Here is a 26,778-nt window from a genome sequence, read left to right as displayed (position 1 = left end):
TTATACTATCATTTTTTCAATCGGAACAACCAGAATCCCCTGCGCCCCGGCAGCCTTTATCTTCTCGATAATCTCCCAGAAATCATCCTCGTTCACCACCGAGTGCAGCGAACTCCATCCCTCTTCCGCCAACGGCAGCACCGTAGGTGCTTTTATACTTGGCAGCAGCCGGCTTATCTCGGCAATCTTATCGTTGGGGGAGTTGAGCAGGATGTACTTGGCGCGGCTGGCGCGTTGCACGGCATGAATCCGGAACAGAAGCTTCTCGAGTATCTGCTGCTTTTCCTGCGGCAGCTCCGGGTTGGCAATCAGCACAGCTTCCGACTTAAACACGCGCTCCACTTCTCTGAGTCCGTTGCTAATCAGGGTGCTACCCGAGCTCACAATATCGCAAATGGCATCGGCCAAGCCTATGCTTGGTGCTATTTCCACGGAGCCGCTGATAGTATGGATATGCGCCTGCACGCCCCGGGCCTCCAGGAAGGCCTGCAACAGGTTGGGGTAAGAAGTGGCGATGTTTTTGCCGTTCAGGTCCTGCACCGACTCGTAATCAGACCCCCTGGGCACCGCCAGGGAAAGGCGGCATCTGGAAAAGCCTAGCCGCTCTACGGTCAGGTCTGCTTTTCCTTCTTCTACCAGCACATTCTCCCCTACAATGCCGATATCGGCTACACCGTCGGCCACATAGCCGGGTATATCGTCGTCGCGGAGGAAAAGAATCTCCAATGGAAAGTTGGTACACTCTGTTTTGAGTTTGAGGGAGCTGTAGATAAAGGAAATACCGCACTCGCGGATGAGGTTCAGCGACTCCTCGCTCAGCCTGCCCGACTTTTGGATTGCTATTCGTAGCATTATGGTATCAAAGGTATGAGGTAGAAAAAAAGGCTATATACCCTGCTGCTGGCAAAGTATAATACGGGCAACGCCCGTCGGGGGCAATATGGTAGTATGGATTCCTCTTACGAGGAATGATGGAAATGGTGGAAATGTACATTAGCAGCCGGGGCAACGGGCGTTGTCCAGGTAGAAGTGGTGCTATATGTATATACCATGCTCATGTTTCAGCACAAAGTAAAGCTATTTTGTCTGAAATTAAAAAAGAAGTCCCGGCTAATTTTATAACGTGCCGGAAATGTTGTTGTGCTGTTGTTTAGACTCTCAGGCAATGCTTCGTCCCCTACTCTGCAATTAACCTGATAAGCTTTTGCAAAATAAACCTACAAATAATCATAGTAAATTTTACTTCAGTACTTTGGCTAAATACCCTCGCCACTTCCCCTCAGAATGGCGACATGCATACTATACCTTCATTAAAATAATTGGTTGCAGGTTTTTAGTGAACGGAAAGCATACTCCTTTTCTATATAGATTTATACTTCTTAAAGCGTCAGGACTTAGAAGTATCACATTCAACCAGATAAGGAAGCAGGTAAAGTGATGCTTGAAGTATAAATCAGGCTTATTTTTTTTCTGCCCACCCCAGATTTAGGTATCCAAGTATAGACCAAGTGGCACCCTCATGTTCTACTCAGCCCCATCCTATACTTTAAAAAAGTATAGCCGGCTACAAGAAGCAGCCGGCTACACTTGGAATAGATAATACTTAAGAGGTATTACTTTTTCAGCACCATTTTAATCGTTTTTACGCCTGATGCTGTCGTGAGCCTGGCAAAGTATACGCCTTCCGGCAGTGAGTTTGCAGAGAACTCGAACTCGTATACTTTTCCGGCCTCTGCCATGCCTTCCTCGGTCTTGCGCACCCGCGCACCTTTTACATCGTACACCTCCAGGGCAAACTGCTCGTCTTTCTCCACGGAGAAGGTGATGGTCGTTCTGTCGGTGTAGGGGTTCGGGTAGTTGAGGAAGCTGGCCGAAAGCTGCTCCGGTGTGACAACGGTTGCCAGTTTCTTAGTACCTGAGCCTCCATTGAGCGACTTGTTCTCATGAATCACGATGGAGCCGCCGCCGAGTCTGGCCGCATCACCCAGTTCCGCGTTGTCTGCCGCGCCACGGGCGTTATCATACACCACATCGCCTCCGTTCCAGATTTTGATGCGGAACTTGTCGTAGCCTCCGCCACCGTTAATGTCGCCATCCGTGGCCACCACCATGAAGTCATACTCCATGCCGCCGCCGTTGATGAAGCCTTTGCCCTTGTATGTGGCCTTGGCGCCGGAAATGACGAGTGTGGCCGCTGTATGGGAGGAACTCTTAAAGTTGAGGTTGCCGTTCTGGAACTGGAACTCGGTGTTGCCATCCACTTCGTTTTTGCCCTTTTTATACTTGGCCACAAAGCCAAAGTTCGCTTTGCCAGTAGCATTCAGATCAGCGGCGAGCGCGTCTTTAGGAGAGTTTATCCAGCCACCGCCGGTTACAAAACCACCATCGGGATCGTAGATGGGCAGGTATACTACCTGAGAGGCAGCACATGCGCTTCCGCCTGCCACGGCCTGAACGGAGTATACTTTAGCCAACTGTTTGCCCAGGTTAAAGGTCGCAATGCCGTTTACACTGCTTTGTGTGAATCTACGGACTTCCCCGCCAGCCTCCACAACAAGCTCAACATTTACTCCATCTATTGCTGTTTCGCCGTCCTTTACAGAGATGTTTATGATAACATCCTCGTTCACACTGCGTGGTGTGCTGGCAGCGCTGGCGTCGAGCGTGAGGCCGTTGATGGTTAAAGTACCCTTAACAAACGTTACGTCATAGTTCACCAGTTTGACATCAGCTGAGGCAGGGATTACCTCGGTACCCGCTATTGTATAGCTTGTCAGGATTTGCTCCTGATTCACGGCGCCTGTCACCGTGCAAGTATAACCTGTCAGCGGATCGGCCTGGCCACAGTACTTGCTCATGCTTGGGGCAGTGATGCTCAGTGGCGCTCTGCTGATGGTGGAAGTGGTTGCGTTTACCTGTTTCAGCACATAGTTGGCTGCATCGGAACCCTGCAGGGTAACGGTAGCGCTTACGGTTCTCTCACCCGCATTAGCACTGCTAAAGATAGCTTCGGATACATGGGCAGTTACTTCATCACCAGTTACAACACCGGTAAGTGTGGCCGTAGTGCCCGGAGCGGCTGTGGTGCCATCGTATACTTTGCCGGCGTTGCTCAAATCAGCTGTGAGCTCCTTCTGAGCGATGACGAGCGTGCCCGTGGCATCCGGTGCAGTATAGTTGCTGTTGGCCAAGGTTGCCACAACGCTATAGGAGTCGGCTTTTGTAGGAGCAACGGCGGCTGAGTTGTAAGTAATGTTCACAGCCAGTCCTTCCGGCACCGTGGATACTTCTACTCCCTGCGCTTGTCCGTTATATACTTTAGACAAGCCGGACAGGTGAATCTGTGCCGAAGCGGGCTGGATGAATAAAACACCATCGGTTATACTTACTTCGTAGTTCCCGAGCTTTTTATTAGGATCCAAAAGCGAACCCGTGATCGCATACTCGCCTACGTTTGTGCTTTCGTCGGCTTCTGTTCTGTAGCTTGGTGTGATGGGATCACTGTTCTTCAGACCGGTAAGCGTTCCGTCAAACGCAGGGTTAGCCTCGCCATATTTTCTTGTCTTGTCATGTACCTGTAGGCTTAAGGCAGCTTTTTCAATGGTCAGAATGCCTTCAGTAGCTATTATGGTATAGTTCGCGAGCGCATCACCAGACAACTCAGGAGTTATCGCATAAGTACCGACAACGCTTTCCGGTGTTGCCTTCGAAGTATAGCTTATCTCAATCTCATCATTTTTCACAATGCCGGACACGCTGCCTGTGAACTCAGGATTGGCATCACCATACTTTCTGCTGGCGTGATGGGCAGTCACAACCAGCTCGGCTGGGGTAATTTCCAGAACTGCTTCGTTATAGGTAATTTCATAGTTGCGCAGTGCTTCTTTAGGCAGCAGAATAGATGTAATGTCATACTTACCTACCCACTCGCCCAATGGACGAAGAAAATCTGCCGTGATCTCATCCTCAGCAACGAAGCCTTCCAGTGTACCGGTCAAATCCGGATCTGGCGTACCATACACTTTCGTAACGGCTTTTGGTGTTACTGAAGCCGGCCGCTGCGTAATATCTGCCAAGGCTTGCTCAACACTTGCCAAAGTATAGTTATCCTTATCTTTACCAGAAAGAGCCGCACCTACTAGCGTTACAGTCTTGCCTGTGTTTGCGTTTTTATCCGCAAATCTCGCCTCTCCCCCGGTTAGTTGGATATCATCTCCTGCTATAATGCCTACCAGTGCCAGGTCAGTTACAGTTGCCGCTGTAGTGCCGTCGTATACTTTGCTAGCAGCTGTAAAGGTACCCACAATGGGTTTGGACGTGATTTTGGCCGTAGTGGAAGCGGTGGCGCTGCTGAGTGTATAATTGCCATGCGTGATAGAAACATCAGCCGTTACCGGTTTTGCAGTGCCCACGTTTTTGTCGGAGAAAGCGGCGTTTCGGACCGTAACTTCCACCTGGTCGCTTCCAACTAGTTCGTTTGCTGCAATGAAGCCGCTCGCAGTGGCCTGTTCTGAACCGTCGTATACTTTGTCTTCTGCTAAGATCCGGGCTGTAACCTGTTTGGGATTAATCGTGAACTGAGCACCTTCGAATGACAAGTTATAGTTGTTGCCAAGGCTAAGTGTTCCTTTGTTAATCGCATACCCGCGTACATTTTCACCTGGCTCCCTTTCAAGGCTTCCTGAGAAACTGTCGCCATTCACGACAGAGCCAACATTAACAGTGTAAGTAAGGTTAGGATCAGCCTCGCCATATACTTTCGAGAGGGCATTGGCAGCCACCGTAACAGGACGAGGAGTGATGGTGAGGGTGCCAGTGGCCTGACCTGGAAGGTAGTTATCATTCCCCGCAAAGGAAGCTGTAATTATATACGCACCAGCATCAACCGGAGAAGCTACCGTGGCACCATCTTTACTATATGTAACGGTGGCAGCTCCCAAGTCATCATTTTCCAGCACACCCTCCAGTTCTACGCCAGCGATATGTTTCGGCGTTCCGTCATAGGTATGTGGTTCTCCTATAGCTAAGGTGAGCGTAGGCGTGGCCTTTTCTACCTGAAGTATAACAGTAGCTTCGGCAGCATTGTAGTTTGTAGTTTCGGCTGCTTTTACTGTCAAAGTATGGGAGCCATACCCTAGTATACTTCCTGAAACCGGGCTATAAGTTAGACTTCCTTCTCCGGCAGTTAGGGCTGCATTAAGCTGTGTTGCTGACAAGGCTGTGCCATAGACGATGCCCTGAGGGTTTGTCCAGCTAATAACTTGATTCGCTTTGTTTATAACGAGTAAACCTGTTACCTCTGTTGCCTCATAATTAGCATTCTCCAGGATTGCTCTCACATCATAGCTGCCAGCGTTAACAGGAGCAGCAGCTGTATAAGCGTCTGAGCTAGTTCCCACAGGTTTATAACTAATACTCAGCCCGTAAAGATTCGCCGGATTTGTCGTTGCGGATGCAGCTTTTGGCTGGCCGTTGTAAATGTATTCTAAATCTTGCAGTTTTATGGTAGCAGATCTTTTATTGACAGTTTGGGAAATGGTTGATTCACTATTCATATAACCATTGGGCCTGTCATTATTTGTACCTTTAAACTCTGCCCTGATCTGATGCTCACCTGCAGATAGAGCATTAAAAGTTAAAGATTTAATATTATTGTTATTCGAGATTGCTAGCGCATCTCCATGTGCAATTCCGTTTAAGTAAAATTGTAACTGCCCGGAGACATTGTTATTACCATCCGGAGCTCTTCTAACAATAGCTGTGATGTTAACATTCTCACCGGCTAAAGAAGGGTTATTACTCGAAGATAAAACAACTTGCGTAGGCTGCGCATCTGTAAAGGACGTTTCAGCCCTCGCCCCGCTCTGTTGACCGACTGCAATTACATTAAAAGTTACACCTAGGTGTCTTTCTAATATCTCAAATTCTATTTTCCAATTCCCATCTGCATCCACTGATGTCCCATGATGTTCATGGGAATGATCATATTCAGGTTCTTCTTCAAAATGAACATCTACATATTCATCATTTATCCATCCTGAACCGGTAATGATTGCGACCTCGCCAGGTGCATAATCATCCTTATCAGAGGTTACCGTCTGCGCCAATAAGGGTGACAGCGCCAGAAAAAGGAGCGACATGATCAGGAACATGCGCCTCATCATACTTTGCCCCATAAAAAAGTACAGGTGTAAAGGTTTCAGATTCATATAAAGGGTTGTTAGGTTTCTACCTAGTATGCAAATTTGCCTGCATGCTCCTTATTCGTATGAGCGTGTTCAGAAATGCTATTACTTATAAGTTTATTTGCTAAGGCCTTTGCTATGCGAGGAGGATATTGAATCTTTTATAGTTTTCATATAACTGAACTCAATAACCCACAATCCTATACATTTGTAATCTAAATAAAGTTGCCTTTATCGAACATTATTTTTAACTTTATAAAGTTATAACATCATTGAAAATAGGTATCCGCTTTGGGCAAGGGGCCGTACTTCGTGTTAGAAGCAAAAAGTAGAAGCTGATCCTGTAAACTTTACTAGCTTTGCATCCGAATTTATAGGTACAGGCCGACTGTATTGGCATAGTTTTTTCGGTTAAGGGAAATACGTGCAACTCATTCTTAGACTACCATGAAGAGACCCATACTCTACTTTTTCTTCTTAACGATAGCTTTCCTGCTTGCAGAGAGCAGCGCCTTTGCGCAGGTAAAACTGCCTCAGGCCAGCCCTGCAGCCTATCTGCGCCAGACAATCGGGCTAACCGATGTTACGGTGAGCTACCATGCGCCGAGCGTGCGGGGCAGGCAGGTGTTTGGAGGACTTGTACCTTATGGGCAAATGTGGCGGGCCGGTGCCAATGAGGCTACCTTGATAAGCTTTGAGGATGAGCTGTTCCTGAACAACGAGCGCGTACCGGCAGGCACCTACTCCTTCTTCATCATCCCGCAAAACGACTCTGTATGGCACGTGGTACTAAACCGTGATACCACGCTGTGGGGTCTGGAAGGCTATAATGAGCTGGATGATGTGGCATACTTAGAGGTGAAGCCGTCCAAAACCAGTGAGTTTGTGGAGACCATGCACTTCTCCTTCTCCGACATCAACACCAACAAAGCGAAGCTGAACCTGGCCTGGGAGAACACCAAAATCAGCCTGAGCATAGAGACAGATGTAGAGAAAAAGGCGCTGGAAAACATTAATTACGCCCTTGCCACCGCCGCCAGCGACGACTGGTATACCTGGGCGCAATGTGCAGAGTACATGCTGCCACGCAAAGAGCATCATCAAAAGGCCCTGGAGTGGATTAACAAGTCCATTGCGATTAAGGAGAACTTCTACAACAACTGGATCAAGGCAAAGCTCTATGCTTATAACAACGAGTATCAGATGGCGGCCACGCTCTCGGCTAAGGCGATGGAACTTGGAGGGGCAGAACCGGAGAGCTACCAGACGTACGCCAAGCAAATAGAAACCGCGTACAGCGAGTGGAAGAAAAGACGCTAGAAATTTATACTTTGAAAAGTGAGGGGAGACTAAAAATTAGTCTCCCCTCACTTTTTATACTTAGAGCTTAGCCACAAACCTGATGTTCAGGCGGCGACCGGTGAGGTAGTTAGGCACAGCATATGTTATGTTGTTCACATCGCTCACGTAGTTGTACGACATCCAGTTTTTGGCATCAATTAGATTTAGCACCTCGAAACCTATCCAGAGGCTCTCCAGCCCCAATTTCTTCCGCTTCACCACATCGCCTTCTACCACGAGTACTTTCGAAAAGCCAATGTCGATGCGCTTATAAGAGCGGCCATCAAAGGCATTCCTATACTCTGGTTGGCGCGGCGGGCCAAATGGCAAGCCACTGCCGTAAACCAGGTTCAGGTACATGCGCACCGTGGGGTTGTCGGGCAGGTGGTCCTGGAAAAACAAGGAGAAGTTCACTAACTGATCGGTGGGACGGCGGAGGAAGCCCTGCTCCCGCATGCCTATTTTCTCGCCCTGCGCATTATAAACCGAAATAGAGTCACCCTCCACGTTCTCCTTCGTTGTCAGCAGCCCCAGGCTCAGCCACGACTCAGCCCCCGGTATAAACTCCCCGTTCACCCGCACGTCGAGGCCGGCGGCATAGGCCTTGGCGTTGTTGCGGGCATAGTAGCGCAGCCGCACGTTATCCAGGTCATACGGAATGACGTTCGTCATCCACTTGTAATATGCCTCTGTGGCAAGTTTAAAGTCGCGCCCCCAGGCCTGGAAAAGGTAATCGCTGCCCACAATGGCGTGTACCGATCGCTGTGCCTTTAAATCCGGGTTTATGACTCCGCTAAAGTCACGCACCTCGCGGTAAAACGGTGGCTGATAGTATAATCCCAGCGCTGTTTTAAAAGAAAGGTTGGGGTTGCGGCGGGTAATAAAGGAATACTGCACCCGTGGGGAGATATTTAACTCCCCTGTGAAATCCCAGTACGTGGCGCGCATTCCATACGTAAACGTCCTCAGTGAGTCCAGGGCGAGGGTATGCTGCAGGTAGCCGCTATAGCGCAGGGTGTTTAGGTCCAGTTGGGAACGCAGGTAATAATCCTGGGTCACGTAATCGGCAGAATCTGTGAAGCCATACTCCTGCAGCTGGTCCTCTATGTTCTCAGCTCCTAGCTTGAGGCCGAACTGCACATTGCTGCGCGGACTGGCCTGCCAGGTATTACGAAGTTCCGCAGCCAGTATTCGGGCCAGCAGGGTGTTGCGCGCATGGTTGAAGGAGCTCCCTACCCCGCGCTCCTGCAGGCAGTCGCCTATGCCGTCGCCGTTAGTGTCCACGTCGCACAGGCGGTAGCCGGCCTCCACATCCCGGAACTCCCTCTCCCGTGAGTGCACCCCCGAAAGTATAAGCTCCGAAGTATAAAACGCTGTGAACCGGTGCGTCAGGTTCAGGCCGGCCTGGTAGGTGGCGTACTCCATCCGCTCCTGCCCGTCGAAGGCAATGAGCAGGCGCAGCGGCGTGTTTCGGGTGCCAAAAGTAGTTACCTGCGTTTCGGGCTCTACCCGGAAGTCGTTGTTGGCGTAGCTGGTAAGTATACCCAGGGTAGTGCGACCACGGTTTAGCGTGTCCTTGGTCAGGTCGAGGTGCACATAGGCCTGGGCGTCTGTAAAGATGGGGTTATACTTTCCCTCTGTCTGCAACCCCTTCAGAATGTATTGCCCGTTCTTGTGGCGGGCGCCAAACAGGTAGGAAACTTTTTTATTCCTGGAAGCCGACTCCAGGTGCAGCGCCCCGCCGGTAAGGCCACCGCTAACCGTAGCACCAAATTCTGAGGGCTGTTTATACTTGATATTCAGCACAGAAGAAAGCTTGTCGCCATACTTTGGTTGCCAGCCACCCGAGGAAAACTCGATGTTGTCTACCAGGTCAGGGTTTACAAAGGAGAGTCCCTCCTGCTGCGCCGAGGAAATGAGAAAGGGCCTGTAAATCTCGATGTTATTGACGTAGACCAGATTCTCGTCGTAGTTGCCCCCGCGTACCGAATAGGTGCTGGAAAGCTCGTTGTTGCTCGACACGCCCGGCAGCGTGACCAGTACTTTGCTGAAGTCACCGAAGGCGGACGGCAGGTGCTCCACATCGCGCGGGTCCAGGGTAATGACGCTCACCTGCTCGCGGCTCTCGTCGGTTTTGCCGTGCACATCCACCGTTTGCAACTGCTGCGGATCTGGCTCCAGTATGAAGTATACATCACGACTTTCACCAGGCTCAAGTATAAGCTTTTGTTCCAGCGCTTTATACCCCAGGTGGCGCACAACAAGCGTCCACTCTGATCCTGCCGGCACTGTCAGCTTAAACGCTCCTGCGGCATCCGTCCGGGTGCCGGTTGCTGTTCCTTTCAGCGCTACCGTAGCCGACTCCAGCGGCTCCTGCTGCTGGTTCAGCACCCTGCCGGACAAGGTAGCCTGCTGCGCCAAAACACCAAAGGGCAAAAGTATACACAACCATCCCAGTAGATATTTTAGCATCTGCAGCGGTTTATTATTTAGATGATTTCAGATCGGCGATGGTTTGGGCAGGGTCGTCGGCAGAGAAGACAAAGCTACCGGCCACCAGTACATCGGCCCCCTTCTCCAGCAACAGCGGCGCATTGTGCTGGTTCACGCCACCGTCAATCTCAATCAATGCCTGCGAGTTACGCTGGATGATCAGGTTTTTGAGCGCTTCGATTTTCCGGTACGTGTTTTCAATAAACTTCTGCCCACCAAAGCCCGGGTTCACCGACATCAGACACACCAGGTCGGCATCGGCTATAACATCTTCCAGCAAGTGCACGGAAGTATGGGGGTTCACGGCGATACCTGCCTTTGCCCCGGTGGCTTTAATCTGCTGCAGGGTGCGATGCAGGTGTGTAGAGGCCTCTACGTGCACCGAAATAGTGTCCGCGCCAGCCTCCCGGAAGCGCTCAATATACTGCTCCGGCTCCACAATCATCAGGTGCACATCCAGCGGTTTCTGCGCATAGCGTTTGATGGCCTCTAAAACCGGAAAACCAAAGGATATATTGGGCACAAAACGGCCGTCCATGATGTCGATGTGCAGCCAATCGGCCTGGCTGTTATTGAGCATCTCCACCTCCGACTGCAGGTTGGCAAAATCAGAGGCTAGTACAGAAGGGGCAATTAGTGGTCTCATACCTGCAAAGGTAAATTTATAATTGACATTTGGGAGCATCGCCGGTACTTACGCAAATCTTCGCCGGCCGCGGCCTCCTTTTTTACTTCATTCTTATTGTGGATCAGTCGCAGCAAGTGCATACGTTCACCGAAGCATGATGTTAAAGCGCAGAGGCTTCCTTCAGATGATACGTCCGGATGTAATCCGTTAAATACGGTTCCACTTTGGATTCTTTCATCCGCATCACCTTCGCTAAAGTTTTGATAAGCGACTCGTAGGTGTTGTCGCTCTCCTCTACTTCTTTGAAGCCTTTTACTCCTTTTTTTTCGTGCACCAACTGGTAAACTACGGCACCGGCAACATAGCGCGGATTCTGGTTGCCAGTATATCGGAAGCTGCCGTCATAAAGGTTCCTGAAAGTGACCTCCGGATGGTTCATGTAGATATCCCTGGATACTTCTCTTAATGTTTCCTGGTAAGGGGTATGTCCGTCAACCCCTCCGAAGAATGTGGCGATGCCCTCTCCCAGAAAGTGGTTTTTAACGGGGTGATACAGGATATGTACGAACTCATGCAGGTTGTCCTCGGCTCCATGAGTGGAAAAGATGCGGTTATACTTTGCTCTGGCAAAGCCTGTTTGGTATGCCAGCCAATATTCCAGGTTGAAAAGCCTGCCTAGCTCCTCTTCCGAGTTCATCACATAAAAATCAAATGGCTTGGCGTCGGGAATGTTCAGTGTCCTGACAAAAGACTCCACAAACGCATTTGCCTTCTCAGCCCGCTCCTTATTAAACTCAAAAGTCGGTGGAAAATGGAAGGTGATCCATTTCGTTTGTTGCTGTTTCCACTTCTTTAGCTCGTTAGCCCAGGTGTTCTCCAGTTTCCAATCCCCTGATTCATCTTTAGCCGCATAGTAGCGAAGTATAAAAGGCGGGTTCATTTTATTCGCTACCATCCACGGTTCCAGCTTGTCGGCCGCCAGCAGGATCCTGGCAACATACTTCTCCCCCACAGGCTCTATACTTAAAACAGTAGGCTTAAAGTAGCTGAGAAGTTGTTTGCTATCCAGGCCAAAGAACAGGTAGGGAGCAGCCTGATCAAAATGTTCCTGATGTTGGCTGTAGTAAAAGTCTACTTCTTCCTTGTTCCAATAGGGGTTGTGGTAGAGGCTGTCAGGTTGTGCGTTCATGTAATTCCCGATGAGTTCGTACACGGCCTTTACCTCCTGTTTCGTAGTATCAACCCGGGCGGTGAGATAGGGCTTGACCTGGCAAAGGCCTGGTACGGTGGTAAAAAGTATAAATCCTAGGACAAGGGTGAAGTGGGTAGCGCTTGCTCTCATAGTTGGGTTTTGAGTTGGCATCAGGTCTTCTACAGTTTCACAAACCTCAGCGTGGCTACTTTATTACCCGACCGGATGCGGCACAGGTACAGCCCGTTTCCCAGGCGCTGCGGCTCTAGTTTCAGAGGCTGCTCCTTCTGCGCCAGCATTATACTTTGGCGGAATACCTGCTTCCCAGTGGCATCCAACACCTGCACTTCTATGGTTTGCTGCAGCCAATCCTGGCCCAGGTAAAGTATAACCGGCTCCTGTCGTACCGGGTTTGTGATGTATAACTCCCCTCCTGTAGCTGCTCCGGGAGAGGCGGTAAGGGTGCGCCTGTAATTCGGGATGCCATAGCCGATGCTGTTGTCCGGGTTAGTAGCATTGCTCCCGCTCTGCCTTAGCAGCTCAATCAGCTCCATGTTGGTTCTGAAAGGGTTAGCTTGCCACAACGTCGCGGCAAAGCCAGCCACAATAGGGCCTGAAAAAGAAGTGCCGTTGCCACGCGCAAGCGATCCGTTGGGAAGTATAAAATACACTGCCTGCCCCATGGCCGCCACATCCGGTTTTGTGCGGCCATCCGCCGTTGGCCCGAAGGAGCTAAAAGAGGCCTTTACGCCCAGCGAATCTACAGCGCCCACAGCCAGCACCGAATCGGCATCGGCGGGTGCGGAAACATACTGCCAGCTTTTGTTTCCTTCATTGCCAGCGCTTGTCACTACCAGCATCCCCGTAGCGGCAGCAAAGTCAGCTGCCCTGCTAATAAGGGAAGTGTTGCCGTCCATGTCCTGGTACGTATAGCTTTGGGAAGGGGCATCAAACAAAGTATAACCTAGCGAAGAGTTAATAATATCAGCCCCGGCACTGTCTGCAAATTCTGCGGCCAGCAGCCAGTTGATTTCCTCTATGTTATGCTCTGTAGCGGCATCTTCGGTGCGAAGCAAAAGGTAATTAGCGCCATAGGCTGTGCCCACCATACTTCCAGGGGCATAAGCAGCCATCGTAGAGAGTACAGAAGTGCCATGTGCATCGGCAGTAAACACATCCTCCTGCTTCCTCACAAAGTCAAAAGTCCCTGCCAGCTGGTTCCGCTCAAAAAGATGGGCAAAAGCCGCTATCGTTGGCACTCCCGGGAAACCGGCATCCAGCACGGCAATGGTCATTCCGGCCCCTGTGTAGCCATCGGCATGCAGCTCGTCAGCACCAAGCATATCAGCCTGATGGAATGCAGGGCCATAGTCTGCCGGGTTAAGGGCGGGCCAGTAAGCAAAGTTAGAGGTAGCGCTTGCCGCTGCTATACTTTGAAGTGCGGTGCTTTGGGTTAATGAACCGGCCGGAGACGCCACACGGTTCAGGGATTGTGTACGGAGCACAAACGGGAGCTCTTCCAATGCCTGCAACTGCTCGTCAGTGCACTGCACCACAGCCGCGTTAAACCACCGGGAAGTATACCATACAGTAGCGCCTGCCTCTTGAAGCGCCGCTACATAGGCAGGGTTTACAGGAAGATCGCGTGGCGTGACAGAGATTTTTTGGCGCTTGCGCCGCTCCACTGCTTTTGGTGACAGGAATTGCAGTGGTTCTGAAGTAGTAAAGGGGGTGTTTGCCTTGTCGGCGAAGTATATTAAACGTTTCTGCTCCTCTTTGGCTGCGTTGCCCGTGTCCTGCGCCATTACAGGCAGGTACAGCAGCAGGCAGGTAAAGAGGAGCAGCAAACGCATACCTTATTCCTTTCCGTAGTCGATTAGTTTCTCGTGCCGCTCATGGCCGTGGAGTCTATAGCCAACGCCGTAGTCACATTCGCTAACATCGTCTCTGTTACAGTAAACAATCCTCGTGAACAGCCTGTACACCATCCCCACCCCTTCGGCATAAACTTCTTTTCGGTCGTTGAGTCCAATCCAGGTTTCGATAGGTGTACCCTGAATAACGGTTGCTGTGTTGTTAAAAGTGTTACCATTCACTGTGTAAGGCTTACCTACGTTCTCAAAGGTGTAATCCTCCTTCGTCAGGTAATACTCGGCTCTTTTGTTGGTATTTGGATCAGGTTTATAGTCTTCGCCTGTATTGTTGTTATAAGCATCTCCCAGCCAGGTCTGCCCTTCCTTTACCGGAAACACCATCTTTACAAACTTGGTGTTGTTCTTAGTCAGCATAACCATAGCGTCAGACTTAGTTACCACCATCACAGAATCATCTATCCAGTTCATGTTTTCGTTTGCACGAACAGAACGGATGATCTTATAGTTGAGCTTGCCGGTTTGGTCTACAAAAGTGGTGTCTATTCGTTCACGAAGCTGGAAACGGCTGGTGTCCCCCACATCGCTCATAAAACGGATATCCATGACGTCATAGACACGGTACTGCCCCACTTCCAGCGGATAATAGTCATAGCCCATCACCTTCGGATCGGGATCCTTGTACTTGTCCTCGCAGGCGGCCACCAGGCCAGCTACAGCAACCACCAAAAGCAGCAGGGCTCTTCTCATTATTGCAACACGTTCAGGTTATATGCTGAGTTGTAATTCGTCTCAATCCAGCCGCCGCCCACTACGTCATTGCCTTCGTAGAAAACGGCAGCCTGCCCCGGCGCTATGGCGTGTACCCCGTGCAGGAAGTGTACTTTCATCTTATCCCCCTCCTGCTCGATAATGGCCTCTGTACCCGGGTCGTTGTAACGCACTTTCGTAACGGTTGGAATTGGTTGCCCGATCAGGTTTTCATACTTGAGCATGTTCAGCTTGCCAACCGTCATGGCATTTTTAGCCAGCTCCTCATAATTACCCAACACTACGCGGTTCGTATCTTTCTCGATGCGAGTTACATAGGCCGGGAAACCTAAAGCAATGCCTAAGCCCTTGCGCTGCCCAATCGTATAGAACGGATAGCCCTCGTGCTTGCCAACAACCGTACCGTCTTCGAGCACAAACTCACCACCGGCCACGCGCTCCTCCAGCCCCTCTACGCGGCGCTTCAGGAAGCCACGGTAGTCGTTATCCGGGATAAAGCAGATCTCATAAGACTCCGGCTTGTTCACCAGCTCAGTGAAACCGCGCTCACGGGCCATCTCCCGGATCTCGGTTTTATGCAGGTTTCCCAGCGGGAAAATCGTGCGGCTCAGGCTCTCCTGCGAGATACCCCACAAGGCATACGACTGGTCTTTGCTTTCGTCCAGGCCTTTGGAGATGATGTAGCGGCCATTCTCCTGACGCAGGTTGGCGTAGTGGCCAGTAGCTATAAAATCACAACCCAGTTGGTCAGCACGGCGCAGCAGGGCATCCCATTTAATGTGCGTATTGCAAAGCACGCACGGGTTTGGCGTTCGCCCGGCCAGGTACTCATCCGTAAAATGATTGATCACATAGTCGCCAAACTCTTCGCGGATATCGATGATATAGTGCGGAAAACCAAGTTGAACGGCAATATTTCGGGCATCGTTGATGGAGTCGAGCGAGCAGCAGCCAGTTTCTTTCTTGCTGGCTCCGCTGGAGGCATAATCCCAGGTCTTCATGGTCATCCCCACCACCTCATAGCCTTGCTCATGCAGCATAACAGCGGCCACCGAACTATCGATGCCGCCGCTCATGGCCACAAGAACCCTTCCTTTTGTACTCATTTATTTAGTAACTTTCGATTTAAAATTTAGCATTTTGATACAAATATAGCAACAACAACACAGTTATAAAGTTTCAGGTTCTATTTTCTAGGGGCAGCCGGGGCAATAAGTATAAATACTGGAAAAAGGTTGGCTGTAAAGGAAAATCGGATTTACTTTGGGCTACAGATATTTGTGCATAAACTGAATATATAACTTAAAGCAAAATTACCATGGCCCTACGTACTTCTGTGATAGTGAACGGCGTAAACAACCTAAGCGACGCAAGATACTGCGCTGGCATGGGTGTAGATATTATCGGCTTCAACCTTAAACTCGACGACCCGAACCAAGTGCAGCCGCAAACGCTGAAGGAGATCATGGGTTGGGTGGCCGGTGTGCAGACCGCCGGGGAATTCCTCCGCGCCAGACCGGACGTGATAAACGAGCTGGCCGATGAGTTTAACCTGGACCTGATACAGCTAAACCTGCCTTACCTTATCGATGAGATAGAGGAAATCAACCGCCCGGTGATACAGAAGGTGGTTATCAATAAAGATACCGTGGAGAGCGAGCTGCATGAGACGATGGAACTTTACAGCCCCTACGTGCACTCCTTCATCATCTGCTCCGACGACTTTGAAGCGATTGACGAGACAAACACGCGTTTTCTGGCGTCGCTTGCCAAGAAGTTCAAGATCTACCTTGGGTTTGGAGTAGACAAGTCCAACGTTCATCAGGTATTGAAAATCATCAAACCAACAGGCATCGTCCTTATCGGCGGCCACGAGATCAAGCCCGGCTTGAAAGACTATGACGAACTAGCTGAGATCTTCGAGGAAATAGAGGAAGCGTAGGGGGAGTTTGGGAGTTGAGGAGTTAAAGAGTTAGAGATTATTATACTTTCTTTCCCTTCAGGACAGATAAGCCGAAACGGCCTGACGAAGTATAAATTCGTCAGGCCGTTTCGGTTTATATTCAAAGGAGCCAGCCAAACTTTTGACTTAGCTGATTTATACTTTCAAGAGTATTTAACCCTCTAACTCCCAAACTCCCAAACTCTCTAACTCCTAAACTCTCTAATTCCCCAACTCCCCAACTCTTACCTCACCTTATACTGCAGGTATTTGATAGGAATGCCGTCAGCCAGGTAGCGTTTCTCGTAGGTGGTGTAGATGCCCATGGTATGCTCCTGCAGGTCTGAATTGTAGAGATCTGAAGTATGAATCAGATCCTTTACTTTGCGTTCCTGCAGTACCTCCAACGTATACTCGTACAGGCCCAGGTTATCTGTTTTGAGGTGGATAATGCCGCCTGGCATGATGATACGCTCATACAGGTCCAGGAAACGGGGCGAGGTAAGGCGTTTCTTCTCGTCTCGGTCGCGGGGACGCGGGTCGGGGAAGGTAATCCATACTTCGTCTACCTCATTCTCCTCAAAGTTATCCGCTAAATTCTCAATGAAAGTACGTAGGAAGGTCACGTTTTCCAGTTCCTCCTCTTCAGCCAGGGTACTGCCTTTCCAGAGGCGGGCTCCTTTTATATCTAAGCCGATAAAGTTTTTCTCCGGGAACAGGCGCGCCATCCCTACCGTGTATTCTCCGCGACCGCAGCCAATCTCCAGCACAAGCGGATTTTCATTCTCAAAATGCTGCTCACGCCACTTCCCGATCAGTTGCCCATAGCGTTCATCTCCCGGTTCAATAACATTCTCACGCTCAGCAATAGCGGCAAATTTTGCCAGTTTAGATCTTCCCATTCCTATAGTTCGTCAATTTCAGCGACCACAAAGGTACTACCTCCGATAAAAATAACCTCATCCGGCGCCGCATTTGCCTTTGCTGCCGCAATGGCCTCGGCCACTGTCTGGTAAGCCTCCCCTGTTAAACCCACTGTTTCAGCCTTTTGCACGAGCTCCTGCACCGGTAAGGCGCGCGGGATGTTGGCCTGGCAAAAGTAGTAGTTATACTTTGGAGGCAGCATTTGCAGGATCTTCGTCACATCTTTATCGTTCACAGCCCCGAAAACCAGGTGCACCTGCTTTGGCAGCAGTTGCTCCAGCCCCAGCAGTATCTGCCGGATACCGTCTTCGTTGTGGCCCGTGTCGCAGATGGTGAGTGGGGATTGCTGCAGCACCTGCCAGCGCCCTTTCAGGCCGGTTATACTTTTGGCATGGGCAAGGCCATTGCGTATGGCAGTCTCCGATATGGTATAACCTTTCTGCTCCCGCAGCACCTCCAGCACCTGTAATACCCCCGGCAGGTTATACTTCTGATAGCCTCCGGCCAGGTCCAGCTCCAGGTTTTGCAAGTATAAACTGCCATGGCGGAACACCTGGAACACCTGCCGCTGCAGCGTGCCTTCCGTCACTTCCAAAGTATACTGGTCTTGGGCAAAGTATAAGGGAGCCCCCACCTCAGCGGCTTTGGCTATAAAGACCTCTTCCGCCTCCGGCTGTCGCATGCTTATCACGGCAGGCACCTGGGGTTTGATGATACCGGCTTTCTCAGCGGCAATGGCGCCAATGGTATAACCCAGCATACTTTGGTGGTCAAAACTGATGTTGGTGATAAGCGATACTTCCGGGGTGATGATGTTGGTGGAGTCCAAGCGGCCGCCTAAGCCCACCTCAATCACGGCCACCTCCACCTGCTCCTCAGCAAAGTATTTAAATGCCAGAGCCACCGTCATCTCAAAAAACGAAGGTTTTATACTTTCAAAAAGCGCCTTGTGCTGTTCTACAAAACTGATGAGGTAAGCCTGCGGAAGTTCCTGCCCGTTGACGCGTACGCGCTCGGTAAAGGATTTCAGATGCGGCGAAGTATAAAGCCCGATCTTGTAGCCGGCCTCTTGCAGCACCGCAGCCAGCATGTGCGAGCTGCTGCCCTTGCCGTTGGTGCCGGCCACGTGGATACTTTTAAACTGGTGCTGCGGCTGCCCCATCGCCTCGCACAGGGCAATGATATTGTCGAGGCTCTTCTTAAAAGCAGCATTGCCGATGCGTTGGTACATCGGCAATTGCTGGTATAGATAATCAAGACACTCTTGATACGTCATCAATAACAAAGTATAAAATTAGCGCGCTGTAATTCTGAAGGTTACAATGCCGGTTGCTCCCGATGTGGCAACGCCCGAACCGGTTCGGCTAAAGGTGGTCTTGTATAGCTGATCCCGGTACCAACGCTCTACCTGCGGCGAAACCGTACTTTCAACACGCTCCACGTTCACCAGGTTTCCGTCAGCATCAATTTTGATTCTGAAACGGATAATACCGGTTTCGTTGCTGTATGGGTCGCGCTTGGGCTCTATGTCGTAGCGCCAGCCAGGCATATCCAGGGATCCACCTGCGCCGCCTCCGGCCTTGCCGTAAAGCGCCTTCGCGTTTACATCGCCATCCGGGCTACCTTTGTCGCCCACTTTTCCGGTGTCATCGCCGTTGTTGTTGCCGGTGGCAGCATCGGAACTACCGCTTTTACCGGTGCCAGTGCTTGTGGTTGGCTGTCCCGGATAAAGGGAACGTGGCTTTTCTGGTTCTTTCTTGGGCTCCTCCTTCGGCTGCTCGGGCTTCGGATCCGGCTTTTTCACCTCCTCCTTTTTAGGCTGCGGCTTAGGAACTGGCTTTGCCTCTTCCTTCACAGCAACCGGCTCCGGTGCCGTCGTGGTTACTACCTTCGGGGTTTCTACGGGCGCTGCCGGAGGTGTAGGCTTCGATACAGGCTCCGGTTGTGGCTCTGGCTCCGGATCAGGCTGCGTTGGGGCAGGCTTGCTGTCCTCCACATTCTTCGACTCATTTGGAGTGGCCTTGGTCTGGATGTCGCCGCTGCCCACTGCATCCGTACCAAAGTTCAGCTCAATGCCATGCTCCGGGGCGGGTGGGTCTGGCGCACGCCAGGCCAGCATGTAAATCAGAAAAAGCAGGATAAGCACATGCACCCCGATGCTGACACCGGCTGCAATGCGCTTATTCTTTTCTTCTTCCTTCGAAAGGGCAATTGACATAGTCTGGTTCCTTATTCGTTTGGCACAGTGGCCAGCGTTACACTTGCATTAAGGTTTTTAGCGATACCAGCCACCCTTGCCAGGTGCTCCACCGGTACGCTCTTGTCTACGTGCAACACCACAGCTCCCTGGTCTGTTCCTGCATCCCGCAACAAGGCCGTCAGCTGGGGCTCTACCTCTTCCGGCGAAATCTCTTTGTCGTTCAGGTAGTATCTCAGGTCCTCAGAGATGGTAATGCTGATTTTCTGCATCACAATATCGGAAGTCTTGCTGCTTGGTAAGCTAACCGGCAAGCCCGAAGGTGTCACGAAGTTAGATGTCAGCATGAAAAAAATCAGCAACAGGAAGATGATGTCGGTCATAGACGACATGCTGAACTCGGCATTTATCCTGTTTTTAGAACGTATATTCATTCTTAAAGCTGTGGTTCTTGTAATAGATCAAGGAACTCGATGGAGGAGTATTCCATGGAGTGAACAATGCTGTCGATCTTAGACACCAGGTAGTTATACCCCACATAGGCTGGCAGACCAATAATCAAGCCAGTTGCTGTCGTTACCATGGCCTCATAGATACCGCTGGAGAGCAGCTTTGGGCTAACGGAGCCTTCTGCCTGTGCGATAGCGATAAAGGCACCGATCATACCGGTTACCGTGCCCAGGAAGCCCAGCATAGGAGCAGCACCAGCTACTGTCGCCAAGGCGGCCAGGTTTTTCTCCAGGAGACTGATTTCAATCTTTCCCTGGTTTTCGATTGATGTCTCGATGTTTTTCAGCGGATGCCCGATACGGGTAATTCCCTTGGAGATCATTCTGGAAACAGGGGTGTTGGTCTGGGCACACAGCATTTTTGCGCCATTGATGTCGCCGGCCAACACCATACTTTTAATGCGATCGTTAAAGCCTTCCGGGTTTTTGGCGGCCTTCTTAAGCGTCAGATAACGCTCCACAAAAATGTAAATGCCTGCCAGAGACAGGAGCGCGAGCGGGATCATGGCCCATCCGCCGTTCATTGCCAAATCCAGTAGAGAAACGGATGTTTCTGCAGCAGCTTCAGCCCCCTCTGCCAGTGCTACTGTAGTGTCGGCATCAGCCGTGGTCGTGATTTGTAATAAGAGTGATGTCATGTTAATTGTTAAGTACCCAAAGTGTTTCTCCGAATTGTTTTCTGTAAGTATTCAGTGCATTCTGTGCCTCATCCGCCGTGTCAAAGTCTGCCAGCGACACACGGAAAAGCCTGCTGCCAGGCTGAGGCAGAAGTATAAACACCTCCTCATGCCCTTGCTGCAGCAGCGTATTACGGTATTGCTCTGCATTCTCCAGACGGGCATAGCCCCCGGAGATGATATAAGAACGTCCGTCTGTTGTATAAATTATATGTGCCGGGGCCGCCTCTTCTGCCTCCACTGCTGGCTCCTCTATAACTTCATCAACAGGCTCAGCTACAACACCTTCTGACTCATTGCTTAAAGCCATACTTTCGGCATCAGCAGATACAGTTTCAGGCGCTTCCTGCGTCGATTGTTCGGCTTCTGCACCGGCCATTTCGGCAGCGAAGAATTCCTGTTCATCGATCTCACGGGCCGTGTGCTCCGTCGATTTTAAGAAGGAGACCGGATTTAGGCTGCTCAGATTGTAGTCGGCCTGCAGCGAGAGGAAGTATACGGCAGAGGCACACAGCCCCACCAGCGCCAGTCCCGCTGCAACATTATAAGCCCGCTTGATGCGTCTGCGTAACGGTTGTTTCTCCTCTTCGAGTTCCTTTTGGCGCTCTTTAATTAAAGTGCGAAGCACGGCAGGCTCTTCTGACTTTCTAACAGGCCTGGCGGAGATCTCCGGCAAACCAAAGCTGTCCTCCAGCATGTTATCAGTCTCCGTGTGCTCAAAAACCAGCCGGCGCTCCGGGTTATATCGGAAAATCCCGATATCGCTGAGCTCAAATCTGTTTTGGGCTTGCAGGTTATCTTTGGCCTGATGCACAAAAGCAGCCACACGCTGCTGCGCCTCCTCCTTGGAGATCCGGTTGTGGTACGCAATGGTGCTGATGAGCAAGCCATCGTTGAGCACAAGCTTCTCGTTGAAGGCTATTTTTTTAGAAGGCGGTGAGAGCGTGTGCTTTGTCGAATTAATTCGGGCAGGCACGTACCGGGTAATCAGTCCGCCAAAATCCGGAATGATGACGCAGTCGTGCTCATAGAGCAGTGACTTGATGTGCTTCTCAACCATACGCTATGTTTAGAATGAGTATGTAATGCCTCCTATCAGGTTTATACTTTTGTTCGGGTAATTTACAAAGCGCTCATACTTTTTCCCAAACAAATTGTTGGCCATCAGGAACACCGTGAAGTTATTGGTAAACTTGTAGTCACCCTTCAGGTTCAGGTCCACGATCGAGTCCGATTTTCTCAATTCAGTAGTCCCGTCCGCACGGGTGATACGGCCAAACGAATCACCAATATAATAAAGTTCTGTATTAAAGAGAATCTTGTCGTAGAAGTTGTAGGTGCCGTAAACACTTGTTATCAGCTCCGGACGGTGGAAGGGTTGCTCCAGGCTGGCTGTGTTATAGCTATTATAATCAGCTTTTAATCCAAGCCTAACTTCATCCGAATAATTAAAGGAAGCCTCTGCAAAAATATTCAAAACATTTGTCACGCCGTCGTCATACACCAGTTCAAACTTAGACGGGTCTACCGCAGAGTTGTTGTAGAAGTATAGGTTGCGGTAGTTCTGGTAGGCTACGCGGCCATTAATATGCACATAGTTGGCAATGTTGGCCTGCAAACCACCATAAATCTCCAGCCCTTTGTTCACGTCGGCCACCTGCACGTTCGGAGCCAGGAACGGGTTTTCCTGCGTCAGGTCATATAAAGTAGTTCTTTCAAGGTCGCCCCCTATCCCCGCATATAACAACAAGTTACCCTTTATCGGCTCCAGGCCAACGCGCACCATTGGATACACATTAAACTGACGCGCATCGTTCACCTCGTCGCCGGTGTAGGCCACCTTGGCGCCAATGGTCAGGCGCACCACATCAAACTGGCGCTCATAAGCCGCGTTCAGCTTAAACAAGCCACGGCTCACGTCCGTCGAATCCTTGTGCGAGAGCAGGGACAGATCTGCATCCACCTTAAAGGCCGACACATCGTCAATGCCATACTCGCTTCTGAAGTCAACGGCAAAATTGCTCTCGCTCATGTCATACCTGTCGTTGATGTAGCGGAAGCGGGCGTTGGTTCTGTAAAGGAAAGGTGCGTTAGAATTCTGGTTGTGGAAGAAGCCCTGCGCATGGATGCGGTTAAACACCTGTTTGATGGTATCTTTGTCCACCTCCACGCCTTCCACCGGCTCGTAGCCGTAGAAATGGCGCTTCTCGCGGCCATACTTCAGGTCGCCCCCAATGGTAAGCCCCTGCAGGTAGCGCTCCCCGTGCAGACTGATATCCGACTGACTGGCAGCAGAGTTAGACTTATCCACCGGACCTTTTGCTGAAGCTACGTGGCTGAAATTTGCTCCGATGCTGGCGTCCTTGCTGCGTTTGTTGTGGAAGTAACCTTTCAGGTAAAGGGTACCGTAATTTCCGATACCAGCCTTCAGGTAGTTGCCATACAGCTTGTTTAGCTCATCCTGTTTAATGGTCAGCACCTTCATCTGCAGATCAACATTCTGGTCTGGCAGGCGGTAATCGGAAAAGCGGTAGCGCACATTGCGCTCGCCAACCTGTGGCGGGTTAATGCGGAACTTCTCGTAATTACGGGCAGCCTGGGGCAGTTCAATCACGCGGTCCTTCTCCACAACCACTTCGGCGTCCTGAAGCTTGCCTCCCTCCGACCATCCTTGCTGGTTCTGCGCCTGCGCTGTGTTCAGGTAGCTGTACCCTACGCTCAGCACAATGGCAAGTGATGCTAATCTTAATTTATTTCTCATGGTGATCTTTCTCTTCTAAATAAAACGCTGCTTAGTTCTGCCAACCGGTCGTGTCTACTGGTTCGCTGCTCGTATCTACCGGCTCCAGGATAATAGTGTCCTTTTTATTTTGCTGCAGATTCTGCGGCTGCACGCCCTGGCTGCCGTTGCCTTCAAGCTTGGCTAGCTTCTGCTTCGCCTCTGCCACAATTTCCTGGTTTGGTGCATTCTCAATGATAGAGTTGAGCGTGGCACGCGCCTGGAACATCTCCTTCTGAACCGTGTAAATGTCGGCAATCAGCAGGAAGGTCTTGCCCAGCCAGAAGTCGTAGTTGCCAAACTTGTTGCTGAACTCAAAAGCATGATCCAGGGCTGGCTGATACTGCTTCTGCTTGTACATGGTCTCCGAGATGAGGTAATGTGCCTCCGCGCCGTGTATGTCAGTAGCCGAAGCAGTCGTTTCGCGCAGCTCTGTGAGGGCCTGGCTCATGTTGCCTTGTGCCAACGTGGCTTTCGCCCGGTGCAGCAACGCCGAGTTGTAGGCGTTCAGCGAGGCATTGCCCTGGCTGATCAGCTCACCGGCCACACGCTTGGTTGCAGCAAAGTCCTTCGTATTGTAGTAGCTCTGCATCAGGCCAAGAAGAGCGGTCTGCTGCTCGCGGCGGTTGGTGGCCACATCGCGCAGGCGGCTATAGTATTTGATAGCCTCCGGATAGTTGCCTACCTCAAACTCCATGTCAGCCACGCGCTGGATGGCGCGGTTCGTGAACTCGGAGCGGTTCTCCTGCACCACCTGCTTCATCACCTTCACACCCTCCTGCTTTCTCTCGCTGCGCAGGTAGGAATCGGCCAGGTAATAACGTGCGTCCGGTATAAAGCTGCTCTTCGGATATGTGTTGATGTAGTTCTCTAATTTGGCAGCGGCTTCCTTATAGTTCTGGTTGAAGTATAACGTCTTAGCAGCCTCAAATTCTATACTTTCCAGCGCATTGCTTTCCGGGTTAGCAGACTTATAGCGCTCCACATACTTGTCGAACTCGCTGCTGCGGTTCTCCTGCCCCAGCACTTCCTGCAAACTATAAAGCGCTCCACTGGCTACCCTCGAATCCGGGAACTCGTCCAGTACGCGCTGCTGGTCGGCAATGGCCAGGTCGTTGCGGCGCAGGTTAGAGTAGGCAAGGCCACGCTTCTGCAGGGCGTTTGGTACCAGTCTGCTGTCCGGCATCTCGTTTATCACTCTTGAAAAGCCCTGCACTGCTGCCTGGTAGTTGCCCGACTCAAAGTCGATGATGGCGTACTGATACATGGCATCGTCGCGGTAGCGTGAAGTCTTGTAGGAGTTCATCAGCTCCAGCAACGCGTCCTTGGCACGCCCGTTCTGGTTCTGGATGCTGAGCACCACGCCTTTCTGGAAGAGGGCATAGTCACGATCAGGGGAGCTGCTGGAGATAACGCGCTCGTACAGGCGCAGCGCCTCGTTGTAATTCTTGTTTACATAGTAGGTGTCGGCCAGGCGCACCGTCGCGTCGTTGTAGTTCGGGTTGCTTGGCTGCACATTATCCAGGAAGGCCTTAAAATGCGTCAGGGCCTTATCATACTCCTTCGTGTTAAAGTAGGCATAGCCTATACCGTAGCGGGACTTTATGTAATAATCCTCTTTAGCGTTGGGGGCTGTGCGGAATACGGCGGCATAGCTGTTGATAGCATCGTTGTAGCGCTGCCCGATGGAAAAGGCCTCGCCCTTCACAAAATGGCTGGCCGCAGTTACCTCCTTGTCATACGGATACTGGAGCGACTTATCGAGCATGGCTACCGCCTGCGGGAATTTGCTGTCGTTGAACAGGTTAACGCCGTGATAGTACGTCACGCGCTGGTAGGTCTGTAGTATGCGCCAGCTCTTCTTGTCCATCGCCTCGATGTGGCGGATGGCGGCGGCGTAATCGTTGGAACCAAAGTATGATTCGCTCAGCAGTCGGTCGGCTTCCTCGGCCTCTTCCGACTTAGGATACTTGGCAGAAAAATCAGAAAGTGAGTTGATTACCTCACGGAAATTACCCAGATCGAAGTTTACCTGTGCATATTTGAGTGTGGCTGCCTCCGTAACCGCCTTATCCTGGTCGTTTTTGCGGGCCTGGTCAAAAGCGGTAAGGGCAAACTGCTTGTTGTTGTCGCGCAGGTAGCTCAGGCCCAGGTAGTAGGCTGCGTTCTGCCCCAGCGAGTCTTTCTTAAGCGCCACTGTTTTGAAGTTGGCAATGGCGTTTTTGTAGTTATTGTTTTTGTAGTCGGTATAGGCGATTTTATACTGTATCACCGGGTCCAGGGAACGCTTGCCCTTGGCATACTCGCTGAAGTACTTTTCCGCTGTTTTATACTCGGCGCGCTGGTAGTAAGCATCCCCCACCAACAGGGCAATCTCATCGCGCTGCTGCACTTCCGGCTTTTGAGCCAGTGCCGCCTCGCCATAGCGTATCACCTCGTACACATCATTCTCCTTGTAGAGGATCTCGGTGATCATGTAAGGGACGATGCGGGCATAGGCCTCGTTCTTCTCGGCAATCTTCAGGTCCTCTTTGGCCGCGGCATAGTCGCCTTTGCGGTACGAGATGTAGCCGGCATAGTAGTTGGACGCAAAGGCAAAGCGGTGCTCGTCCTCCCGGAAACCGGTTGTCTTGTTCTTGTCGAACCAGATCTTGGCGTTGTCGAAGTCTTTGGTGGCGAAGTAGGAATAACCCAGCTTAAACTCTAGCTCTTTAGTCTGCTTGATGCTGAGCAGGTGCAGAGGCGCATCCTTCAGCAGCTCCACGGCCTGCTTATAGTTTTTCTGCTCAAAGTAGTACAGGCCCAGCTCGTAGTTGGCCAACGCTGTTTTCGGGTGGGTCGGGTACTTGCGTACAAAATTTAGCACCAGCTGCTCGGCGTCAGGGTGCAACAGGTACAGACCACTCAAGGCGTAGTAATACTGCGCATCGGCCGATTTGGCATCATCCCCAATCAGCTCGATATACTTTTTAAACGCCTCCTGTGCCGCGCCATACTTGGCCCTGTCAAAAAGTTCTACGCCTTCATGAAAGAACCGCTCCTCGGAGGTGAAGGCCTGCGTGTGCTGCGCCACCACCACATGGGAACCGCCAGCCAGTACCGATGCAAGTGCTATTTTGTAACCTATCTTCATTTTTGCTCATTCGCCCCGAAGGGCAGCTCGTTAATGTCTGATTGAAAAGAAAGTATAAAAAAGCGATGGATTGCCGCCGCCCATACTACCTCACTCAAAGTTAGTAATTTTTAGAAAGCCACAACGGCCTTTGTAT

18 protein-coding genes and 1 pseudogene are annotated in these 26,778 nt (G+C 51.0%); 2 read left to right on the top strand and 17 right to left on the bottom strand.

The window, feature by feature from the left end; all coding sequences use genetic code 11:
- The 3 genes and pseudogenes from hisG to C8N40_RS23415 all read right to left on the bottom strand — a co-directional run.
- Entirely contained in the window at positions 1-852 is an 852-nt protein-coding gene (gene hisG, locus C8N40_RS07130) for an ATP phosphoribosyltransferase (protein ID WP_108211098.1), read from the bottom strand.
- 761 nt (positions 853-1,613) lie between these two features.
- Entirely contained in the window at positions 1,614-5,117 is a 3,504-nt protein-coding gene (locus C8N40_RS07125) for an MBG domain-containing protein (protein ID WP_245905035.1), read from the bottom strand.
- 159 nt (positions 5,118-5,276) lie between these two features.
- A pseudogene (locus C8N40_RS23415) lies at positions 5,277-6,140 on the bottom strand (MBG domain-containing protein); the annotation flags it as partial.
- 492 nt (positions 6,141-6,632) lie between these two features.
- Here C8N40_RS23415 and C8N40_RS07120 point away from each other — a divergent pair.
- On the top strand, positions 6,633-7,505 hold the full coding sequence (locus tag C8N40_RS07120; protein ID WP_108211096.1) for a DUF2911 domain-containing protein: 873 nt from the start codon (positions 6,633-6,635) through the stop codon (positions 7,503-7,505).
- 60 nt (positions 7,506-7,565) lie between these two features.
- On the opposite strand, the gene C8N40_RS07115 is transcribed toward C8N40_RS07120, so the two are convergent.
- The 6 genes from C8N40_RS07115 to mnmA all read right to left on the bottom strand — a co-directional run bounded on the left by C8N40_RS07115 (position 7,566) and on the right by mnmA (position 15,587).
- Positions 7,566-9,998, bottom strand: coding sequence for a TonB-dependent receptor (locus C8N40_RS07115; RefSeq protein WP_245905034.1), 2,433 nt, complete (start codon positions 9,996-9,998; stop codon positions 7,566-7,568).
- Positions 9,999-10,011: 13 nt separating this feature from the next.
- Positions 10,012-10,665, bottom strand: a complete 654-nt coding sequence (gene rpe, locus C8N40_RS07110; protein ID WP_108211095.1) for a ribulose-phosphate 3-epimerase — start codon at positions 10,663-10,665, stop codon at positions 10,012-10,014.
- A gap of 142 nt (positions 10,666-10,807) precedes the next feature.
- Positions 10,808-11,989, bottom strand: a complete 1,182-nt coding sequence (locus tag C8N40_RS07105) for a hypothetical protein (protein ID WP_146173529.1) — start codon at positions 11,987-11,989, stop codon at positions 10,808-10,810.
- A gap of 29 nt (positions 11,990-12,018) precedes the next feature.
- Positions 12,019-13,692: a S8 family serine peptidase gene (locus C8N40_RS07095; RefSeq protein ID WP_108211092.1), complete on the bottom strand. Its 1,674-nt coding sequence runs from the start codon at positions 13,690-13,692 to the stop codon at positions 12,019-12,021.
- 3 nt (positions 13,693-13,695) lie between these two features.
- The gene (locus C8N40_RS07090) at positions 13,696-14,460 is read right to left on the bottom strand and encodes a hypothetical protein (protein WP_108211091.1); all 765 of its coding nucleotides are present in this window, start codon (positions 14,458-14,460) and stop codon (positions 13,696-13,698) included.
- Positions 14,460-15,587 (bottom strand): tRNA 2-thiouridine(34) synthase MnmA, encoded by a 1,128-nt coding sequence (mnmA, locus tag C8N40_RS07085; RefSeq protein ID WP_108211090.1) that lies wholly within the window; start codon positions 15,585-15,587, stop codon positions 14,460-14,462. Before mnmA ends, C8N40_RS07090 begins: the two co-directional genes overlap by 1 nt.
- 212 nt (positions 15,588-15,799) lie before the next feature.
- Between mnmA and trpF the strand changes: the two genes are divergently transcribed.
- Positions 15,800-16,423 (top strand): phosphoribosylanthranilate isomerase, encoded by a 624-nt coding sequence (gene trpF / locus C8N40_RS07080; protein WP_108211089.1) that lies wholly within the window; start codon positions 15,800-15,802, stop codon positions 16,421-16,423.
- Positions 16,424-16,668: 245 nt separating this feature from the next.
- Here trpF and trmB read toward each other — a convergent pair whose 3' ends face one another.
- From trmB to C8N40_RS07040, 8 genes are read right to left on the bottom strand one after another with little or no spacing between them, the layout of a single operon-like run.
- Complete coding sequence (gene trmB, locus C8N40_RS07075) at positions 16,669-17,325, bottom strand: tRNA (guanosine(46)-N7)-methyltransferase TrmB (RefSeq protein ID WP_108211088.1); 657 nt, start codon at positions 17,323-17,325, stop codon at positions 16,669-16,671.
- Positions 17,326-17,327: 2 nt separating this feature from the next.
- Positions 17,328-18,623 (bottom strand): bifunctional folylpolyglutamate synthase/dihydrofolate synthase, encoded by a 1,296-nt coding sequence (locus tag C8N40_RS07070; protein WP_108211087.1) that lies wholly within the window; start codon positions 18,621-18,623, stop codon positions 17,328-17,330.
- 18 nt (positions 18,624-18,641) lie between these two features.
- Positions 18,642-19,565: a hypothetical protein gene (locus tag C8N40_RS07065; RefSeq protein ID WP_108211086.1), complete on the bottom strand. Its 924-nt coding sequence runs from the start codon at positions 19,563-19,565 to the stop codon at positions 18,642-18,644.
- A gap of 11 nt (positions 19,566-19,576) precedes the next feature.
- Entirely contained in the window at positions 19,577-19,978 is a 402-nt protein-coding gene (locus C8N40_RS07060; RefSeq protein WP_108211085.1) for an ExbD/TolR family protein, read from the bottom strand.
- 2 nt (positions 19,979-19,980) lie between these two features.
- Complete coding sequence (locus C8N40_RS07055) at positions 19,981-20,691, bottom strand: MotA/TolQ/ExbB proton channel family protein (RefSeq protein WP_170114036.1); 711 nt, start codon at positions 20,689-20,691, stop codon at positions 19,981-19,983.
- Position 20,692: 1 nt separating this feature from the next.
- Positions 20,693-21,790 carry an HU domain-containing protein gene (locus C8N40_RS07050; RefSeq protein ID WP_108211083.1) on the bottom strand — a complete coding sequence of 366 codons (1,098 nt, stop codon included), beginning with the start codon at positions 21,788-21,790 and terminating at the stop codon, positions 20,693-20,695.
- 9 nt (positions 21,791-21,799) lie between these two features.
- Entirely contained in the window at positions 21,800-23,491 is a 1,692-nt protein-coding gene (locus C8N40_RS07045; protein ID WP_108211082.1) for a TonB-dependent receptor, read from the bottom strand.
- A gap of 31 nt (positions 23,492-23,522) precedes the next feature.
- Positions 23,523-26,642 (bottom strand): tetratricopeptide repeat protein, encoded by a 3,120-nt coding sequence (locus C8N40_RS07040; protein ID WP_108211081.1) that lies wholly within the window; start codon positions 26,640-26,642, stop codon positions 23,523-23,525.
- Between the last annotated feature and the right edge of the window lie 136 nt (positions 26,643-26,778).

It is taken from the genome of Pontibacter mucosus (genome assembly GCF_003054055.1).
In the GTDB taxonomy this organism is placed as follows: Bacteria; Bacteroidota; Bacteroidia; order Cytophagales; family Hymenobacteraceae; genus Pontibacter; species Pontibacter mucosus.
Note: the sequence above shows the minus strand (reverse complement) of the source record. Positions and strands in the feature narration are given on the sequence as shown.